Genomic DNA, 18,055 nt, shown 5'->3' on the forward strand with positions numbered 1-18,055 from the left:
CAGGCATGACTGTAATCTACTAACTTAGTGGCAAAGGAAAAAGCTGATTATTTCTTACTTTAAAACAGGTATTTTCGAATGATTACCAATATTAACTACAATCACTTATATTATTTTTGGCAGGTAAGTAAGCACGGCAGTATTGCAGCGGCGAGTAAAATACTTAATTTAACGCCGCAAACGGTCAGCTCGCAAATTACTAACTTAGAACAACGGTTAGGAAAACCGCTATTTATTCGCCAAGGGCGAGGCCTACAGTTAACGGAGTTTGGCCATGTAACCCAACAATACACTGATGATATGTTTGCTATTGCTCACGAATGGCTAGAAACCACGCAAGGTGATACCACGCAATACTCACGAACGTTAAAGGTGGGTATTTCAGACGTGTTGCCTAAATCACTGGTGTCGAAGTGGCTAGCGCCTTTAATTAATAACGACCGTATTACCAACTTGCACTGTATTGACGGCCAACAAGATGAACTGCTTGCACAAATGGCGATTCATAAGCTCGATTTAGTGTTAGCTGATAAACCACTCGATACTACTTTGCCATTTAAGGCGTTTTGCCATGAAATAGGTAAAAGCCAAATCGCTCTTTTTGGTAACGAAACATGGCATTCGCAGTTACATAAGCAGTTTCCGCAGTCTTTAAATAACAAGCCTTTAGTGCTCCCTGCAAAAGAAAGCCCCGTCGCGCGTGCTATTTATTATTGGCTGCAAGAGCAAGAGATTGAAATGACAATAGCTGGCCATGTTGACGACAGCGCATTAATGAAGTCACTCGGTGAGCAAGGGTTTGGTATATTCCCTGCGCCTATTTTGGTAAGAGCCGAAGTAGAGCGCCATTACGGCGTTAATTACATTGGTACAATTGATAATGTTTATCAGCATTATTATGCTTTTACGCCTGACAGGCTAATTAAAGACAGTATTTATGATGAATTTATAAAACACGCGCAAATGACGTAGATTTTAGTTAATCGCCTTAAGATGTTAAAGGTTAAAGGTTAAAGAGTTCGGACTCTAACGCTTAACACCGACGCGGGGTGAACCCGCTGCTACTAGTCGCTAATATTCTAGGTAGCAGCGGCTTTATGCCGCGTCTTTTTAAGGCTCATATAAATGCTCTTATCGAGTAAACATATTAATTGCCATTACAATTAATAAGCCGGCAAATATTTTTTTAATGGTTGAAACTGGTAAGTAGTGTGTGGCTTTAGCACCGAGCGGCGCAGTAAACCATGACGTGCATACAATACCCAATAAAGCGGGCAAATACACAAAACCTGCAAATCCTTGTTTTAATGTAAATAACTGGCTGCCTGAGCTGATATAACCCATTGAACCAAACAGCGCTATCACAATGCCTGAGGCCGAGGCGCAGCCAATGGCTTTTTTCATATCAACAGAAAAAAACGTCAGTAACGGCACCAATACTGCCCCGCCGCCAATACCAATCATGGCAGACAAGCCACCGGTTATGGTCGTATAAACACTGAGTAACCCTTTGTTTGGCAACGGGCGCGCTATTGCTGAATCATTCTTACCTGAAAAAATCATTTTTAATGCAATTAACACCACACTTACAGCAAATACAACGCACTACATGCTCAGGTAACAGCGCAGCCATAAAGCCACTAATAAGCGCGCCAAAGGCAACGCCCGCCATCACCCAAGGTGCAATATCCCACGGTACATTGCCATTTTTATGATGCGCAATAGCCGACGAGGTCGAGGTAAATAAAATAGAGGCCAGCGAGGTCGCAATGGCAACTACCACTACTTGTTCAGGTGGCAAAGCATTAAAGTGCAGTAATATCATGCTGAGTATGGGCACAATTACCAGCCCGCCCCCTATTCCTAATAAGCCTGCTAAAAAACCAACACCGCTACCTAATATGGCGCAGTATATAATTAACACTATTAAATCACTCATTCCTTTTGTCTCTTCTTATGTTAGGGGTTGTTATGCTCTGTGGCGGTGAGTTGCGTGTAAAAAACGTTTAATAAAACATCTAATCTCACCAAGGTTTATTCGAGTATATCAACAACCGTTTATGCAAATGGCACTTTAAGTACTTATAAGTATTGAATAATACTCACGTTTTGTATGAATAAATCACAACACCCGTAAAAACATCTAGAAATCTAGACTTCTAAAGTGGTTTTTGTGAGAGGGTCATAGGTAATTAGCTGAATTTACCCATTTAACTTTGCTACAGAATGAATCTGGCTCATGTTTTACCTGAAATAATACCGTTTTTCTTCATGCTACATAGCGCGTATAAATTTATTAACTCTGCACAGCACCATTACAGCTAACCCGTTATGTCGGTTTTAACAGCGAGTAATGCGCCATTAATAAAAGCAGCAACAACTCAAATTGAAAGGATACGGCTATGAGCACTGATCTTACATTTACTATTAAAAGCACTAACTTGGATGAAAACTACCATCCATCAAATAACACACGTATTACGACCAACTTCGCTAATTTAGCAAGGGGGGAAAGTCGCCAACAAAACCTGCGTAATACCCTAAAAATGATCAACAATCGTTTTAATGCACTGGCCAGTTGGGATAACCCACAAGGGGATCGTTACGAGGTTGAGCTCAAGATCATTTCGGTTGATTTAGACATTGCAGGCAGTGGCCAAGCATTTCCGTCAATTGAGGTATTAAAAACCAATATTATTGACCGCCAAACGAACGAGCGAATAGAAGGCATAGTGGGTAATAACTTTTCATCCTATGTGCGCGACTACGACTTTAGCGTGTTATTGCTTGAGCATAACAAAAGCAAACCGCAATTTAGTATTCCCGATAACTTTGGTGACTTACACGGCAAGTTGTTTAAATGCTTTGTAAACTCAAATACCTATAAACAGCACTTTAAAAAGCCACCGGTTATTTGTTTAAGCGTGTCTGATAATAAAACCTATCAGCAAACCGAAAACTTACACCCCATTTTAGGCGTAGAGTATCAGCCTAATGAGTCGTCGTTAACAGAGCAATATTTTAAAAAAATGGGCTTACAAGTGCGCTACTTTATGCCACCAAACAGCGTTGCACCGTTAGCCTTTTACTTTTTTGGTGACCTACTTAACGACTACAGCAACCTTGAGCTAATTAGCACTATTAGCACCATGGAAACGTTTCAAAAAATTTATCGTCCAGAAATTTATAACGCCAATGCCGCCGCAGGTAGCCGTTATAAACCAAATTTAAAAAATGATGATCATTCATTAACGCAAATTGTGTATGACCGCGCAGAGCGAGGTCAATTAGCGGTTGAGCAAGGCAAATTCACCGAGCAGCATTTTATTAAGCCTTATCAATCAGTGCTGCAGCAGTTCTCAGCAAGTATCGCTTAATCACACAACAAAATTAAAGGCAGCATTTATTATGAAAAAACTATTACCCACATCATCTGCTGGCAGCTTGCCAAAACCGTCATGGCTTGCTGAGCCCGAAACCTTATGGTCACCGTGGAAATTAAAAAGCAATGAGCTGGTTGATGGCAAACACGACGCCCTGCGTATTTCCCTACACGAGCAACAAACCGCAGGCGTTGATATAGTCAGCGATGGCGAACAAACCCGCCAACACTTTGTAACCACCTTTATTGAACACTTAAATGGCGTTGATTTTGAAAACCGTAAAACAGTTAAAATTCGCGACCGTTACGACGCCAGCGTACCCACAGTGATTGGCCCTGTGTCTCGCACTAAATCGGTATTTGTTGAAGACGCTAAGTTTTTACGCCAGCAAACCAGCCAACCAATTAAATGGGCATTGCCTGGGCCAATGACCATGATCGACACCCTGTATGACGATCATTATAAAAGCCGTGAAAAACTAGCATGGGAATTTGCTAAAATACTCAACCAAGAAGCCAAAGAACTAGAAGCCGCTGGGGTCGACATAATTCAATTTGATGAACCCGCTTTTAACGTGTTTTTTGACGAGGTAAACGACTGGGGCATAGCCTGCCTAGAGCGAGCCATTGAGGGGTTAAAATGCGAAACCGCCGTGCATATTTGTTACGGCTACGGCATTAAAGCCAACACCGATTGGAAGAAAACCCTTGGCACCGAGTGGCGACAATACGAAGAAGTATTCCCTAAGCTGCAAAAATCGAATATAGATATTATTTCGCTCGAATGCCAAAACTCACATGTACCCATAGAGCTACTCGAACTGGTACGCGGTAAAAAAATAATGGTGGGCGCAATCGATGTAGCCACCAATACTATAGAAACACCCGAAGAGGTGGCCAAAACCCTACGCGAAGCGCTTAAATACGTAGATGCCGACAAACTCTACCCCTGCACCAACTGCGGCATGGCCCCCCTACCCCGCGATATCGCAAAGGGCAAACTTAACGCCCTAAGCAAAGGCGCAGAGTTAGTACGTAACGAACTATTAGCAGCAAATGTCGCTTAATTTTTAGTTATAGCTGCTGTAAAAAGCCACACCTTAGCACATGTTGAGATGTGGCTTTTTTAATCAAAATGTCATGGGGGTTTACAGCTGAAATGCAAGGTTAAAGGCAAAAGGTGAAAGGTTTTAAGTTAGTTGAATATTGGTTGGATAGAGTGCAACAAAACCAGCAAAAATAGTTAAATTTAACCGGGCCGCTAGGTACTATCGATTGAGTGGAAAGTGCCCCATTTGCATGCTGTCAGGATCTATAATTTCTGAAGTCAAGATTTGCCCCCTTTTGCTTAATAGTGTGGGTGAAGAGCAGGGGGCAGGTGATACTGATGGGCATATACTGCATAGCAGTAATGATGGTACTTTAAAAGACAGTAAATCTAGAGATGCCACAGAGAATGAAAAAAGCAAAATTGTTGTACGTGCTAAAGCTGAAAAAGCTAGAATAAATGATCTAGTTCAAGAGTTAAGATCTGAAACAGGTGAAAAGTATGAAACAGCAAAGAGTAATTATGGTTTTGTTGATAACAGCGAATTTAAAACTACCGCTGATCTCTTAATAAAAGATGCTGGGAAAATAGATGCAAAACTTAGTGAAATTATTAAAAACCCATCATCTATTAAAGTAATTGATACAAATGATGTAGGATTTGAAGGTACTTATAATATAATTACTGTTGAGATATCAATGACTACAACTTATTTAAATGGTAGTTCAGTGAGTGGTCTTATACACGAGATTTCACATTCATTTGGAGGGGAGCACCCGAATGGAGGTTACCATTTTAATAAAAAGGAGATTAGTATTCGTGCTAATAATGCTCGGTATCGCCCTTTTTATACAGACACTCAGGCGTTAGACAGTCAAAGGTTAGATAGAGCTGCTCTATATAAAAATGTTTATACACTTGATTTTGTGCTCCAAAATAAGAGGTTATAAGTGATTGATAAATTAATACTGTTGGGGGGTGCTATTTTATCATCTCACACTATGTCTAGCATGGCTGCTGAACATAGTGTTGATTTGTATAATAAGGTCTATATTGATGTGACTTGTTCAGTGGTTAAAGGCATTGCTACTTTAAAGTTTCACAATATGACTGGCACCTATGTAAATATAGAAGGTGCAAATGACAAGTTCGGCATTTGGGAGTCGGATGCCATTAAAGTTGTTCAAAAGAAATCATATTCAGAGCATTACACACGTTGGGAATATGCTAGAAAGAACAAGTTTTCTAGTTATGAAGGTAATGACCCTATATCGAGTTTAGTCCTTGCTCCATATTCAAAGCGAGAGTTTGATGTTTTTTATGATAAAGAATTTGAATTAAAATCAGGCGACGAATACATGTTATACCTAACATTTTCTGCTTATATAAATAGTTATCCGCTCGACTTTAAAGTCTTTAGGTCCAACAGGCTTTTGACCTCAAGCGATAATTGCTACTGATAGAATTAAAATGAGGTGAATAGGGTCACCCATTAGAAAGTTCCGATCAAGCAGGCAGCTGTGTTTTCTTGATCTTTTTATTCAAAAAGCCAAGTGTTCTTATTATTTAAACTCAATTTAAATATGACTACGCACCTAGTAATGACGTCGACTGGTGTGAATATACACCAGTCACCCATATGAATTTAGGCGGTTAAGCATCGTTGATGATTAGTTAAGGCCCTTGGCTTTCGCCCCTTCGCCAGAGTCAAATCTTGACTTCATACATTAAATTTATTGACTGACCAATTATTCTTATTTTAATTATCAGGTAAAGTCTAAATCAATAAGATAATTAAGTAACCCTCTACTTTTAGCTATTACTTAATTAGATTTATAACTAGCCCTTATAAACTCAACAACCCTTCTACCCATTCTAAAACGAGGCGAGTATTTCGGGTTTGAAAGCGCTGCTTATTAGGTATGTAGTAGCAAAAGTCAGATTCAACTACGTGGGTATTAAAGTTTTTAAGTAACTCGGTGTCTAATAATCGTTGTACTAGCGTGGTTGAGCAAAAAACCAGTCCTGAGCCTGCCATAGCTTCTTGAATACCAAATAACTCTTGGTCAAAGGTTTTAATACTAAATAAAGCAGGATCTAAATTGTTTTGAGTAAGCCATTGTTTAATTGGAGGCTCACTTAGCGCATTGTTTTTCCATTTAGTGGTATAGAGCGTAACTGGGCCATTTTGCCATGGGATATCCGCGGCTTTGTATGATCCAAACAGGTTAAATTGCTCGGTTTTAATAATATCATCTGCGTTTATATTCTGCTGTTGACCAAAGCGAATCGGTAAGGTGTGTAATTGCTTATCAACGGCTTCACTGGTTGATATATCCACCTCAAGATTAGGCTGACTTTTTGATAGCTCCTGTAATGCGGGTATTAAACGCAGTGCGGCCAGTGATGACGTAGTGGTTATTTTAACGGCGGTGCCTTTAGCTTGTACGGTAGCTAGCGCTTGGTTAATAAGGTTAAAGCCATTGCTTGTTGCTTCACTTAAATATTCACCGGTGGGGGTAAGAGTGATTTTTCTAACTTGGCGGTAAAATAAATCGACGTTTAAACGGTTTTCAAGGTTATTTATATGATGCGAAATCGCGGTTGGCGTGAGCGATAGTTCATCCGCGGCGGCTTTAAAACTGCCTAAACGCGCCGCAGCTTCAAAGGCTTTGAGTGCTTGTAGTGATACTTGCATAGGGGATTGTTTACACCAAATAGAATTAACTTATAGGTGAGTATAACTTATTTATAGCTAAGGTTTACTCGTTTGTGAAATATGCCTGTTAATAAGATGATTAACCTACATTTACTAACAGGATAAACAGTATGACTACCCTACTTCACGTTGATGCAAGCGTAAGGGCTATTAAAAACGACAACCCAGATCACGATTCAATTTCTAAAAATATTGCTAAGAAATTTATTGATAGCTTTGTACAACACCAAGCTATAGATGAGTATTTTTACCGTGATGTTGGTGTGAATCCTCCGCCTTTTATTACCCAAGACTGGATAGGCGCAGTATTTACCCCTGATGATAAAAAGGCTGCTGAGCAACATCAGTTACTGGCCTTGTCAGACACATTAATCGCTGAAATTGCCGCAGCCGATATTATTGTGATTTCCTCGCCTATGTATAACTATGGTATGCCCGCACAGTTAAAAGCATGGTTTGATCAAGTAATACGTATAAACCAAACTTTTGATTTTGATCTTGCCCGTGGGGATTTCCCACTGCAGCCTTTGCTGGACGGTAAAATATTAGTTGTGATCACCTCAACCGGTGAATTTGGTTTTGAGCAAGGCGGCATACGTGAGCATATGAGCCATTTAGTGCCGCACTTACGTACGTTGAGCAAATATTTAGGCGTGAGCACCATTCATGAAATTGCCTCAGAGTATCAAGAGTTTGCCGATGTACGCCATCAACTATCGCTCGATAATGCTTATAGCCAAGCAGCAGCGCTAGGGCTACAGTTAAGTAATCAATAATATTTAAATATAAAATACCGCATTTACCTTGCGGTATTTTTACCCAAACCGTAACGGGGGTTTACAGTAACTGCTTAGAACGCTGGTGCTTTTACTGTACTTTATTAGCTGATAAGGTAATTAATACAAAGCAATAAAATTGCGTTTTAGTAACGATTTAAACAGGAGTGATTAATGGCAACTACACTGGCGTTTGATGTATACGGTACGCTTATTAACACCCATGGCGTTGTGTCGTTACTTGAAAATATGATTGGCGACAACGCGCACGCATTTTCAACTACTTGGCGCGAAAAACAGCTTGAATATTCGTTTAGACGCGGATTAATGCAAAACTATGTGCCGTTTTCGGTGTGTACTGAGCAGGCACTTAATTATGCGTGTTTACTGTACAAGGTAACTTTAAGCGATGAGCAAAAAGCACAGTTATTAGCACGCTATAAAACCCTCCCCGCATTCGATGATGTTAAATCAGGGCTTGAGAGTTTAAAAGCACAAAACTATCGGTTGTTTGCGTTTTCTAATGGTGCGGCCAGTGCGGTAAATACCTTGCTAGAAACGGCGGGTATAAGTGATTATTTTGAAGGCGTAGTGAGCGCCGATGACATTAAAACTTTTAAACCCAACCCCGGTGTTTATAGTCATTTTTTACGCGAGGCACATTCAACAGGTGCTAATACCTGGTTGATATCGAGTAATCCGTTTGATGTGATTGGGGCATTATCGCACGGTATGCGTGCTGCGTGGATACAGCGCTCAAGTGAGGCTATTTTTGATCCCTGGGAACTAACGCCTACAATAACGGCGTGCGATTTACATGATTTAAAAACCAAGCTGGCCAGTAATAACCAATGATTTAGTGGGCAGGGGTTAAATAACACCAATGAAAGGCTAGGTTTGCGCTTACAAACCTAGCCGTTTTAGGGTCTGTTGATCTTTCAAGGTTAAATTTGCAGCAGTCTGTTTGGTATTTAGGCAAGGCTGAGCCTATGTGGTGTGGTTACTCCCCATAAATAGGCGATAACGCAGCATCAATGCCAAACAGGCGCTGCCCTTCGGGTTCTGCCTAGGGGCGATTTACTCTTTGTTGCTCGGTTTTTACTTAGCCCACTAGGTTACAAACCTCGCGCCGCGATTAAACCGCCCCTAGTTTGAACAAATTTTAATCCGCAAAGGTCAACAGACCCTAGTCTTTAATTGCAATGGCAATTTCTATCTCGTTACTGCTTTTATAGTACTCAAAGTCGCTAGTGTAGGTGCGGGCATAACGGCAATCGTCTGAGCTGAAGTATTGCCAAATTTCGCCCCATAAATCGATTACTGCATCGGGCATTTCACCCTCACCTTTAAATACCAAATAACGCCCCGCTTGGGTGGTTACTTTTTTAGCTTCAGGGAGTTTAATTGATAAATTATCGCAGCAGGCAATTACGTCAAAGTCCCCAGTGAGATCGCTTTCGTAATTAGTATACACACCATACACTTTGGTGTTTTCTGTAAGGCTGTTGGCAAACTTTTCACCAAATTTTTGCCAAAGTTCAGCTATATTTGCAGTGCCAGCATTCATTTCATTGGCGTTGCAGGTTCTTACTTTTAAGCCGATTAAGGTCTGACTTGCTAATTGTTTTACTTCCATCATGACGTCCTTTAGCGTTAATACAAACACCAACGTAACAGAAAAACCGCCAATACTTTAAATTTTGTATTAAATATTTCATAAACAGTGATTATTAACCTCAATTTCGTGTTTATTGCTCATGTTTAAATAGGTGCCAATCGCTAAACGTAGCTTTGCTACCGCTAAAATAATTGCTCAACTTCCCTCTTTTTTAACTTTATTTTTGCATGTAATGCTTGTCGTTTAATAATATGGCTTATCGATTTTTGTTAAAAATATACGACAAGCTTATTAGCTCTAATTTAAAAAAAGTTGCTATCTAACCTTTTTTCATTATTGTAAATAGAAATAATTATCATTAAGATCCTTGCACCTAAAAAGTGTACTCAAGGAATGTTGATGTGTCTCAATCTCACGTGTTAAATATTAATACCATTGAAAAACAGGCTGTATTTGAACAAAGCGGCCTGCCCCCACAATTCAATTTAGAGCAGTTCATTAATTATCAAATAGCGTCATTGCAAGGGTTGTCGGCGGTACAGCAAGCGATGGCTAAAGCCCAAAAGCCATTTTCAGGTGTGTCGGTAAATGCGTTAGCAAAAGTAGTAAACGATGTTGATTTATCAAAGCCTTTGGCTGACTTTCCGGCGGTGCTTGAAGAACTAAAAGGCGTGTATTTAGATCATGCCGTGTATTTTCATCATCCTCGCTATATGGCTCATTTAAACTGCCCTGTAACCTACCCTGCTGTGGTGGCCGAACACATTATTGCCGCTATTAATACCTCGGTAGATACGTGGGATCAAAGTGCAGGCGCGACGTTAATTGAGCAAAAGCTGATTGATTGGACATGCCAAAAAGCAGCATTGCCAAGCACTGCCGATGGAGTATTTACTAGTGGCGGCACACAATCAAACTTAATGGCAATGTTGGTTGCTCGTGAAGTGGCTGTTAGCCGCTATGCGCCAGAACATCAGGTAAAACTTCAGGGCTTACCAGCTGTTGCCTCGCGCTTTAAAATTTACTGCTCTGAGGTTGCGCATTTTAGTATTCAAAAAGCAGCGGCGTTACTAGGCTTAGGTTACAACGCCGTGGTGCCGGTGGCTACAAACCGCGAAATGCAAATGGATATGGAGGCACTTAAAACCGCCATAGCAACAAGCAAAGCGCAAGGTGATATACCCATTGCAGTGGTTATTACCGCAGGCACAACCGATTTTGGCTCTATCGATCCAATCCATAATATTGCCATGCTAGCTAAAGAAGAGCAGCTATGGTGCCACGTAGATGGCGCGTATGGTGGCGGTTTGTTGGTGAGCGAGCACCACCGCAATGCGCTTAATGGCATTGAGTTGGTTGATTCAATAACGATTGATTATCACAAATCATTTATGCAACCGGTTAGTTGTAGTGCCTTTTTATTAAGCGATAAACGCCATTTTAGCCACATTACTTTATATGCCGATTATTTAAACCCATTAGCAGAGGCGGGAAATGGCACGCCTAATTTGGTTGATAAAAGCCTACAAACCACTCGCCGTTTTGATGCCTTAAAGTTATGGCTAACACTGCGCACCACTGGAGAAGCGCCGCTTGGTCGCGCGTTCGATAAAGTTATTGGTCTTGCGCGCCAAACGCATATTGTACTTAACGACCATCCCGACTTTGAAGTAGTAAATTACCCCGAGCTTAGTGCCTTAGTATTTAGATTTGCTCCTGATGATTTAAAACATGACCTTGATTTACTCGACTCTTTAAACCTGCATGTACGACAAACGTTTTTACAAACCGGTGAAGCCATGGTTGCCCGTACAAAAATAAGTGGCCGCCATTATCTTAAATTTACATTGCTTAATGCGCAGTGCCAATTAACAGATGTACGCGCTGTTATTGAGAAAATTAGCCACATTGCATGGCAAACTTATAGGGAAATTGCATAATGGATAATCAACCTTACGATTTTATCGCTATTGGCCTTGGGCCATTTAACTTATCTTTAGCGTGTTTAAGTGAACCGCTCGAAGATGTAAAAAGCCTGTTTTTGGAGCAGCGCAGTGAGTTTGATTGGCACCCTGGAATGATGCTGGAGGGCGTTACATTACAAACTCCGTTTATGTCGGATTTAGTAACCATGGCAGATCCAACCAGCCAATATAGCTTTTTAAATTATGCCAAATTGAATAATCGGTTATACCCGTTTTATATTCGCGAAAGCTTTTTTTTATTGCGCCGTGAATACAACTTATATTGCCAATGGGTTTGCTCGCAGCTTTCAAATGTTAACTTTGAACAAACAGTCACTCACGTTGAGTTTTGCCCGCAAAGTGAGTGTTATACCGTTAGCTGTAACACCCCCAATGGTATGCAACATTATGTGACTCGCCATATTGTTTTGGGCACAGGGCCTGCACCGTATATTCCTGATTGCGCTGTGCAAAGTAACTCAAATAACGTAATGCACAGTAGCGATTTTTGTCATCGGCTTGATGAATTAAAGGCAGCTAAACGGGTTACTGTGGTAGGGGCTGGGCAAAGTGCAGCAGAAATTTACCACACTTTATTGCAGCAAGCAGTACCGCAAGGCTTGCAGTTAGATTGGATAGCACGTTCACCGCGCTATTTTCCGCTTGAGTATACTAAGCTCACCCTTGAAATGACCTCTCCTGAGTATGTAGATTACTTTTATAATTTAAAAACTGAGCAGCGAGATTGGCTCAATCAAAACCAAAAAAATCTATTTAAAGGCATTAATGGCGATTTAATTAACGACATTTTCGACACCCTCTACGCGCAAAGTCTTGATGGGCCAATTTCTACTACATTTAAAACTAACAGCAGGCTAACAGGTACTCAAAAAGCAGGTAAGCGTTTACTGACTGAGTTTTATCATCAGGAGCTTGAGCAGCCCTTTTCAATAGAAACCGACTTTTTAATTTGTGCTACAGGCTTTAAATATCAGCGCCCTGCTTTTTTAAATAATATTGCCCACCAATTACCCGAAGATGAGCAAGGTCGTTATTTAGTGAGTCGTGAATATGCGGTAGATAGCGAACAAAAACGTATTTTTGTACAAAATGCCGAGCAGCATACTCATGGTTTTGTAACTCCAGATTTAGGTATGGCTTGCTACCGTAATAGTATTATTTTACGTGAAATTTTAGGTTATTCGCCTTATCAGGTTGAGCAAAAAATTGCTTTTCAAAACTTTGATTTAAGTGATGTAACCCTATCAGCACAACAGCAGAGTAGCGCCGCATGAGTCTTCGTTTAGCGCTAATTTTGCTGACGGTTATTTCGGTGGTATGCGATACCTTGTTGCTACCGTTTTATCCGCAATTTTTTGCTAGTGAATTTGCTATTAGTAACGCCACGTTAATCGGCCTCTTTGTGGCTAACTGTTGTATTACTGTAATGCTGGCTTTACCACTATGGGCTAAGGTCGCTAAAAAATACAATGAGTTGGCTTTGTGGTTAGTAACCCAAGTAGTAGCCGCTGGTTTTGGCCTGCTTTGCTACTTTGCGACCAATGTGTGGGAGTTTTGGATTTACTACCAACTTATGTTGGTGCTAAAGGCAAGCTACCTACTTATATACCCATTTGCACTGCGATTAGAGCAACAAACTAAGCATTTATCTATTATTGGTTTGTTTTCTGTATTGATGCATTTTGGTGCGATTGGTGGTGCTTTAATTGGTGGTTACTTCTTTAGTTTAGCAGAGCCACGCTATGCGTTATTACTCAGTAGTGCCGGTGACCTAGTTCAGGTTTTATTATGCGCCTACTTAATGTATTCATTAAAAACAGGTATTTATCAGCAAGCAATAGCGACTGAAAAACCGCGAGAACGTATTCCCTATTTTATTTGGCAATTTTGCTTTTTAAGTGTGGTGGTTTATTTTAGCGCGTTTTTAATTCGCCCCTTCTTTACTACTCATTGGCAAGCATTAAACGCACAAAGCAGCACGTTGCAAAGCGCTGTTGTATACGCCATTCCTGCTTTTGCTGCGCTTGTTATGCTGGTTTTTAACCATTTCAGGCAGCATTTACCACTTCCAACATTAAGCCGCACGAGCACTTTGTTATGTGCACTTATTTTGGGCGCGCTTGGGCTTTATTTACAAGCGCAGGAGTCGGTGGGGTTAGTGATTTTATCACGTGTTTTATATGGTTTTGCGCTATTTCAAGTGATGGTACTGCTAGAAGTAATGCTATTTGCCAAAAGTGAGCCTGCACATTACGGCAGCGACTTTGCCAAAGTGCACATTGCTCAAAACATCGGGGTTATTTTAGCGTCGTTACTAGTGGGTATGAGCGTAGAGCATCTTTCAACAACGGTTGTGTTTTACTTTGCTGCTATTGGCTTTGCAAGCCTTGCCTTTATTTTGCTTTGGCGGGTTAAGGCTGTTGCTCGAACTGCGCGTTCAGCGTCTTAGTTTTTAAGATTTATTGGAGTTTTTATGTATTTTTCATCTTTTGTAACCACCCTACAGCATACCGGTAAAGTGACGATGCGGTTATTACAACAAACAGATATGCCAACTGTTTGCGATTGGCTTAAGCAACCGTATGCGCACTTTTGGGGGATGCAGCAGCAAACCGAGCAACAAATAACTAAAGCGTATCAAGATATTTTTGTTACGCCTCATCATCAGGCATACGTGATCGAGCAAAATAATAACCTATTGGCTTTAGTTGAGCTTTATAGCCCAGAGCACGAAAGCTTAATGAAAGCGGCGTACGAGGTTGAACCTAATGATGTGGGTATGCATATTTTATTAGCGCCTAACACGGCACCTAAGCGCCATTTTAGTTTTGAAATGATGCAGTGCGTGCTGCAAAGTATTTTTACTCAAAACAGTGCCGCCCGTGTTGTGGTTGAGCCCGACATTGCAAATAATAAAATTCATACTTTAAATAAACGTTTGGGATTTGTGCACACCCAGCAAATTCAACTAGGCGAAAAAGCCGCTTATTTAGGCTTTTGTAATAAAGCAGCCTTTGATAGGCACAGCCAACTATTTACTGATTCGTTAGCACCTTTGCAAACTGATTACGTGATACAGCCACATTGGCAATGGGCAAATCGGCATTTACAAGCTAAAGCACTCACCGAGCTTGTGCACGAGCGTTTATTGGCCGCAGAGACAACAAAGCAAGGCTTTAAAGTGAATGTTGAAGGCGGTTACTTTATTTTTAATGGCCGTGCTATGGCACTGAATCATATAGATATAGATGAGCCAAGCCTATGCTTTTACAACCTTAACGAAGAGCTGCAGCCGCTAGATGTGTTGCACTTTTTCAGTATGCAAGGGCCTGCGCTAGGTTTAACGGGTAAGCGCCTTGCCACCTACCTTGAAGAGCTAAATGCTACTTTAGCCAGTGCGTGCTTTAAACGTGAAAATAACACGTTAACAGCGGCGCAGTTAGCTAATTTAGGGCTGCAAAAAATAGAAGCTGCAATGAGTGAAGGTCACCCTGCGTTTGTGGCTAATAATGGCCGCATTGGTTTTAGTAAAGCTGACTTTTTACGTTATGCGCCAGAAGTAGGCAAACCGTTTAAAATACTGTGGTTAGCAGCGCATAAAGGGGTATGCGACTTTGCCCATAGTGAATACTTTGCTGATTATCCAAGCCATATAAGTGATGAGCTAGATTTAACCACCCGAGATGCGTTTAACAAAGCGCTAAAAGCTCAAAACCTTAACCCCGATGATTACTTACTCATTCCTGCTCACCCTTGGCAGTACCAACACAAATTGAGTGTGGTATTTGCAAATGAGTTGGCAAATCAGCGATTAGTGTATTTAGGTGAAGGTGACGATTTATATCAAGCGCAACAATCAATTCGGACCTTATATAACTGCTCGCACCCGCATAAACCGTATTTAAAAGTGGCGTTGTCGATTTTAAATATGGGATTTATGCGTGGCCTATCGCGTGCTTACATGGCGGTGACTCCTGCCATTAACGATTGGGTATTTGCTAAGGTTAGCCAAGATCAACAACTCGCAGGCGCTAATTTTACAGCGCTTAGAGAATACGCCACCTTAGGTTATGCCCATCATACGTTTGAGCAACACGCGCTAGGAGATACACCCTATCGTAAAATGTTTGCCTGTTTATGGCGAGAAAACCCAAATCACAATTTAAATAGTGATGAACAACTGACCACCATGGCAGCGTTATTACACTTAGATAATAATGGCCAAAGTTTAGTGGGCGAATGGATAACGCAAAGTGGTTTGAGCACGCAGCAGTGGTTACATGCGTACTTTAATGCCTATTTAATTCCGCTAGTACATTGCTTTTACGCGCATAAATTAGTGTTTATGCCCCACGGTGAAAACCTCATTTTAAAGCTTAAAAATTCGGTGCCAGTGGGCGCATATATGAAAGACATAGGTGAAGAGGTTGCCTTACTTAATAGCGCTGAAGTATTGCCTGCAGGGGTTGAACGTATTCATGTTTCTATGCCTAAAGAGCTTGAGCTGTTAAGTATATTTACCGATGTATTTGACTGTTTCTTTAGATACTTAGTAGCAATTCTAGTGCGAGAAGAGCGTATTACAGAGCATGACTTTTGGCAGTGTGTTACCCAAAGTGTTAAAGCATATCAACATGCTAATCCTGCTTTAAATGAGCGATTTAAAGAGTATGACTTTTTTAGTGATGAGTTTGCTCACTCTTGTTTAAACCGCTTACAGCTGGGTAATAATGAGCAAATGGTTGATTTAACCGATCCGGCAGGTAGTTTGCAGTTTGCTGGTAACTTAAACAACCCCGTATCGGCAAAGCTGTATGGCTAAACCGATTACCCTTGCGCAGTTTTTATATTGCCATCAACCCGTACAACGAACTTTTAAACCGAGCTTATTATTAGTGCGCGCTTTAACAGTTCGTTGTAAGGCGCAGTATCCTACTGCGCCTAAGCAATTTATTAGTCGGCATTTGTATTTGCAGCTTTGCTGGCAAGCTATTTACGCTTATTGCTATTGGTTTGCTTGCAAGCAAAGTACGGCTGATCCCATTAACATGCCGTTAGCGCTAAATGGCGCTTATTGTCGTGGGTTTAACCTAAATAATGGCGTGTTAGTAAGTAAAACTGAGCAAATCCAAGCGTTTACTCATTTTATAAGCCAAGTTGGTGAATGGGTAAATACCGACTATGCGCTGGGTAAAAAAGAACAAGCACGGTTATTACTCGATTCGTTAAGTAGCGCTATTGAGCGAGCTCATAGCTTAGCCCTTGCTACCACTTTACATATCAATAATTGCCATCGTCAGCTGCACACCCTTATTTGTGAGCACTTTAGCCTTGATGCGCCATTTACTGAAAAACCCCAGCGTTTAACCTGTTGCCGCTATTATTTAGCAGGTTACAGCAAATGCCAAACCTGCCCTAAAAAGGACATTAAAACCAATGAACCAACGTCTTAAAACGATTGATCTTGCGCGTGGTGCGAGCGTTTTCATTATGATTATTGTGCATACCTTATGGATGTATGCCACCACAGCGCTTCAAAGTGAAAGCGCATTTGGTACGGTTGTGCATATACTTGGCAAAGGCACCGCCTCGTTTTTGGTGGCAATGGGACTGTCTATGGCACTTTCGCGTAGGCAAACACCCTTACTTTTAATTAAGCGAGGTTTACAGCTTTTACTGCTTGCCTATTTAATGAATGTGGCTAAGTTTTGGCTACCTATTGAAGTATTTAATACCATGCCCGAGGCGTTTATAAATGCTTATGGCTGGCAAAGCCCACTCAGTGCTGGGCAGTTACAATTTATGGTGTTAACAGGTGATATTTTACAACTGGCTGGAGTTAGCTTATTGCTGTTTGGGGCACTTAATATTGCCCGTTGGAAAACAACATGGATTGCGGTTTTAGCCATTGCAATTGCAGTTTTGAGCCAGTTTGTAAGGGGGCAGCAATTTACGCTTTCACCTTATATTAGTGATTTGTTTTTCGCTAATAACTATCAGGTGTATTTTCCGGTATTTCCTTGGGTAAGTGCGATATTAACGGGGTATGTACTTGGTCGTTTATACCTTAGTAACCAACAGAATGCAGATTACTTATATAAAGTATGTGCACAATTTGGTGCTGCTTTACTAGTTATTGGCGGCATATGGTTAGCCATTGATTTTAAAGGTCAGTTTGGCAACTTTTTCCATTTAAATGGCGGCGGTATTAGCTATTTAATTGGCTTAAATTTATGTGCACTAGCGGCTATACAGTTTATTTTTGCTGATAAATATAATGGCCCCATTACACGTGCTCTTTTATATGCCAGTAAACATGTAACCGCGCTATATGTTATTCAATGGGTACTTATTTGCTGGTTTATGGGGGCGCTTGGTTATCATACCCTCAGCCTTTGGCCGACACTATGTATGATGGTACTGATGACTTTACTGACTTTTGCTGTGCACAAGGTTTATTTAAAAAGCAAACAAAGCTTCATAGATATTACGCAAAAAACCAAACGTACAGCTTAAGCTGTAAAGGG

The 18,055-nt window shown here is 40.9% G+C and carries 15 protein-coding genes and 1 pseudogene; 13 read left to right on the plus strand and 3 right to left on the minus strand.

The genetic code is table 11. The features are described from left to right. Positions 1 to 78 precede the first annotated feature (78 nt). Positions 79 to 972, plus strand: coding sequence for a transcriptional activator NhaR (gene nhaR / locus N523_RS0106190; protein ID WP_028834616.1), 894 nt, complete (start codon positions 79 to 81; stop codon positions 970 to 972). 159 nt (positions 973 to 1,131) lie between these two features. Here nhaR and N523_RS18955 read toward each other — a convergent pair. Next, a pseudogene (locus N523_RS18955) lies at positions 1,132 to 1,939 on the minus strand (sulfite exporter TauE/SafE family protein). 463 nt (positions 1,940 to 2,402) lie between these two features. Between N523_RS18955 and N523_RS0106200 the strand changes: the two are divergent. From N523_RS0106200 to N523_RS0106215, 4 genes are all read left to right on the plus strand, one after another. Beyond that, entirely contained in the window at positions 2,403 to 3,377 is a 975-nt protein-coding gene (locus N523_RS0106200) for a DUF1852 domain-containing protein (protein WP_028834617.1), read from the plus strand. 31 nt (positions 3,378 to 3,408) lie between these two features. Continuing rightward, on the plus strand, positions 3,409 to 4,449 hold the full coding sequence (locus tag N523_RS0106205; protein WP_028834618.1) for a methionine synthase: 1,041 nt from the start codon (positions 3,409 to 3,411) through the stop codon (positions 4,447 to 4,449). A gap of 232 nt (positions 4,450 to 4,681) precedes the next feature. Beyond that, positions 4,682 to 5,380, plus strand: a complete 699-nt coding sequence (locus tag N523_RS0106210) for a hypothetical protein (protein WP_028834619.1) — start codon at positions 4,682 to 4,684, stop codon at positions 5,378 to 5,380. Next, the gene (locus N523_RS0106215; RefSeq protein ID WP_010388776.1) at positions 5,381 to 5,890 is read left to right on the plus strand and encodes a hypothetical protein; all 510 of its coding nucleotides are present in this window, start codon (positions 5,381 to 5,383) and stop codon (positions 5,888 to 5,890) included. 386 nt (positions 5,891 to 6,276) lie between these two features. On the opposite strand, the gene N523_RS0106220 is transcribed toward N523_RS0106215, so the two are convergent. After that, positions 6,277 to 7,128 (minus strand): LysR family transcriptional regulator, encoded by an 852-nt coding sequence (locus tag N523_RS0106220; protein ID WP_028834620.1) that lies wholly within the window; start codon positions 7,126 to 7,128, stop codon positions 6,277 to 6,279. Positions 7,129 to 7,259: 131 nt separating this feature from the next. Between N523_RS0106220 and N523_RS0106225 the strand changes: the two genes are divergently transcribed. Further along, a complete protein-coding gene (locus N523_RS0106225; protein WP_028834621.1) occupies positions 7,260 to 7,925 on the plus strand; it encodes an FMN-dependent NADH-azoreductase in 666 nt (221 codons plus the stop codon). Positions 7,926 to 8,099: 174 nt separating this feature from the next. Further along, complete coding sequence (locus N523_RS0106230; RefSeq protein ID WP_028834622.1) at positions 8,100 to 8,780, plus strand: haloacid dehalogenase type II; 681 nt, start codon at positions 8,100 to 8,102, stop codon at positions 8,778 to 8,780. 331 nt (positions 8,781 to 9,111) lie between these two features. Here the strand turns inward: N523_RS0106230 and N523_RS0106235 are convergent, their stop codons facing one another. Then, positions 9,112 to 9,561 (minus strand): GyrI-like domain-containing protein, encoded by a 450-nt coding sequence (locus N523_RS0106235; RefSeq protein WP_028834623.1) that lies wholly within the window; start codon positions 9,559 to 9,561, stop codon positions 9,112 to 9,114. 383 nt (positions 9,562 to 9,944) lie between these two features. Here N523_RS0106235 and N523_RS0106240 point away from each other — a divergent pair, with 383 nt between their 5' ends. From N523_RS0106240 to N523_RS0106265, 6 genes are read left to right on the plus strand one after another with little or no spacing between them, the layout of a single operon-like run. Next, a complete protein-coding gene (locus N523_RS0106240; protein ID WP_028834624.1) occupies positions 9,945 to 11,483 on the plus strand; it encodes a pyridoxal phosphate-dependent decarboxylase family protein in 1,539 nt (512 codons plus the stop codon). Beyond that, positions 11,483 to 12,802 (plus strand): lysine N(6)-hydroxylase/L-ornithine N(5)-oxygenase family protein, encoded by a 1,320-nt coding sequence (locus tag N523_RS0106245; protein WP_028834625.1) that lies wholly within the window; start codon positions 11,483 to 11,485, stop codon positions 12,800 to 12,802. The genes N523_RS0106240 and N523_RS0106245 overlap by 1 nt, the downstream gene beginning before the upstream one ends. Then, positions 12,799 to 13,977, plus strand: a complete 1,179-nt coding sequence (locus N523_RS0106250; RefSeq protein ID WP_028834626.1) for an MFS transporter — start codon at positions 12,799 to 12,801, stop codon at positions 13,975 to 13,977. Before N523_RS0106245 ends, N523_RS0106250 begins: the two co-directional genes overlap by 4 nt. A 24-nt stretch (positions 13,978 to 14,001) precedes the next feature. After that, a complete protein-coding gene (locus N523_RS0106255; RefSeq protein ID WP_028834627.1) occupies positions 14,002 to 16,350 on the plus strand; it encodes a GNAT family N-acetyltransferase in 2,349 nt (782 codons plus the stop codon). Beyond that, positions 16,343 to 16,981 (plus strand): hypothetical protein, encoded by a 639-nt coding sequence (locus tag N523_RS0106260; protein WP_028834628.1) that lies wholly within the window; start codon positions 16,343 to 16,345, stop codon positions 16,979 to 16,981. The genes N523_RS0106255 and N523_RS0106260 overlap by 8 nt, the downstream gene beginning before the upstream one ends. Then, on the plus strand, positions 16,965 to 18,044 hold the full coding sequence (locus N523_RS0106265; protein WP_028834629.1) for a heparan-alpha-glucosaminide N-acetyltransferase domain-containing protein: 1,080 nt from the start codon (positions 16,965 to 16,967) through the stop codon (positions 18,042 to 18,044). Before N523_RS0106260 ends, N523_RS0106265 begins: the two co-directional genes overlap by 17 nt. Positions 18,045 to 18,055: the final 11 nt, after the last annotated feature.

The sequence above is a fragment of the Pseudoalteromonas sp. 23_GOM-1509m genome, assembly GCF_000518425.1.
Classification (GTDB): domain Bacteria; phylum Pseudomonadota; class Gammaproteobacteria; order Enterobacterales; family Alteromonadaceae; genus Pseudoalteromonas; species Pseudoalteromonas tetraodonis.

Bases quoted from the DNA above. Each gene is read 5' to 3' on its own strand.
- N523_RS0106255 (WP_028834627.1), top strand. From the start codon at position 14,002: ATGTATTTTTCATCTTTTGTAACCACCCTACAGCATACCGGTAAAGTG.
- N523_RS0106200 (WP_028834617.1), top strand. From the start codon at position 2,403: ATGAGCACTGATCTTACATTTACTATTAAAAGCACTAACTTGGATGAA.
- N523_RS0106205 (WP_028834618.1), top strand. From the start codon at position 3,409: ATGAAAAAACTATTACCCACATCATCTGCTGGCAGCTTGCCAAAACCG.
- N523_RS0106245 (WP_028834625.1), top strand. From the start codon at position 11,483: ATGGATAATCAACCTTACGATTTTATCGCTATTGGCCTTGGGCCATTT.
- N523_RS0106265 (WP_028834629.1), top strand. From the start codon at position 16,965: ATGAACCAACGTCTTAAAACGATTGATCTTGCGCGTGGTGCGAGCGTT.
- N523_RS0106230 (WP_028834622.1), top strand. From the start codon at position 8,100: ATGGCAACTACACTGGCGTTTGATGTATACGGTACGCTTATTAACACC.
- nhaR (WP_028834616.1), top strand. From the start codon at position 79: ATGATTACCAATATTAACTACAATCACTTATATTATTTTTGGCAGGTA.
- N523_RS0106210 (WP_028834619.1), top strand. From the start codon at position 4,682: ATGCTGTCAGGATCTATAATTTCTGAAGTCAAGATTTGCCCCCTTTTG.
- N523_RS0106225 (WP_028834621.1), top strand. From the start codon at position 7,260: ATGACTACCCTACTTCACGTTGATGCAAGCGTAAGGGCTATTAAAAAC.
- N523_RS0106235 (WP_028834623.1), bottom strand. From the start codon at position 9,561: ATGGAAGTAAAACAATTAGCAAGTCAGACCTTAATCGGCTTAAAAGTA.
- N523_RS0106260 (WP_028834628.1), top strand. From the start codon at position 16,343: ATGGCTAAACCGATTACCCTTGCGCAGTTTTTATATTGCCATCAACCC.
- N523_RS0106250 (WP_028834626.1), top strand. From the start codon at position 12,799: ATGAGTCTTCGTTTAGCGCTAATTTTGCTGACGGTTATTTCGGTGGTA.
- N523_RS0106220 (WP_028834620.1), bottom strand. From the start codon at position 7,128: ATGCAAGTATCACTACAAGCACTCAAAGCCTTTGAAGCTGCGGCGCGT.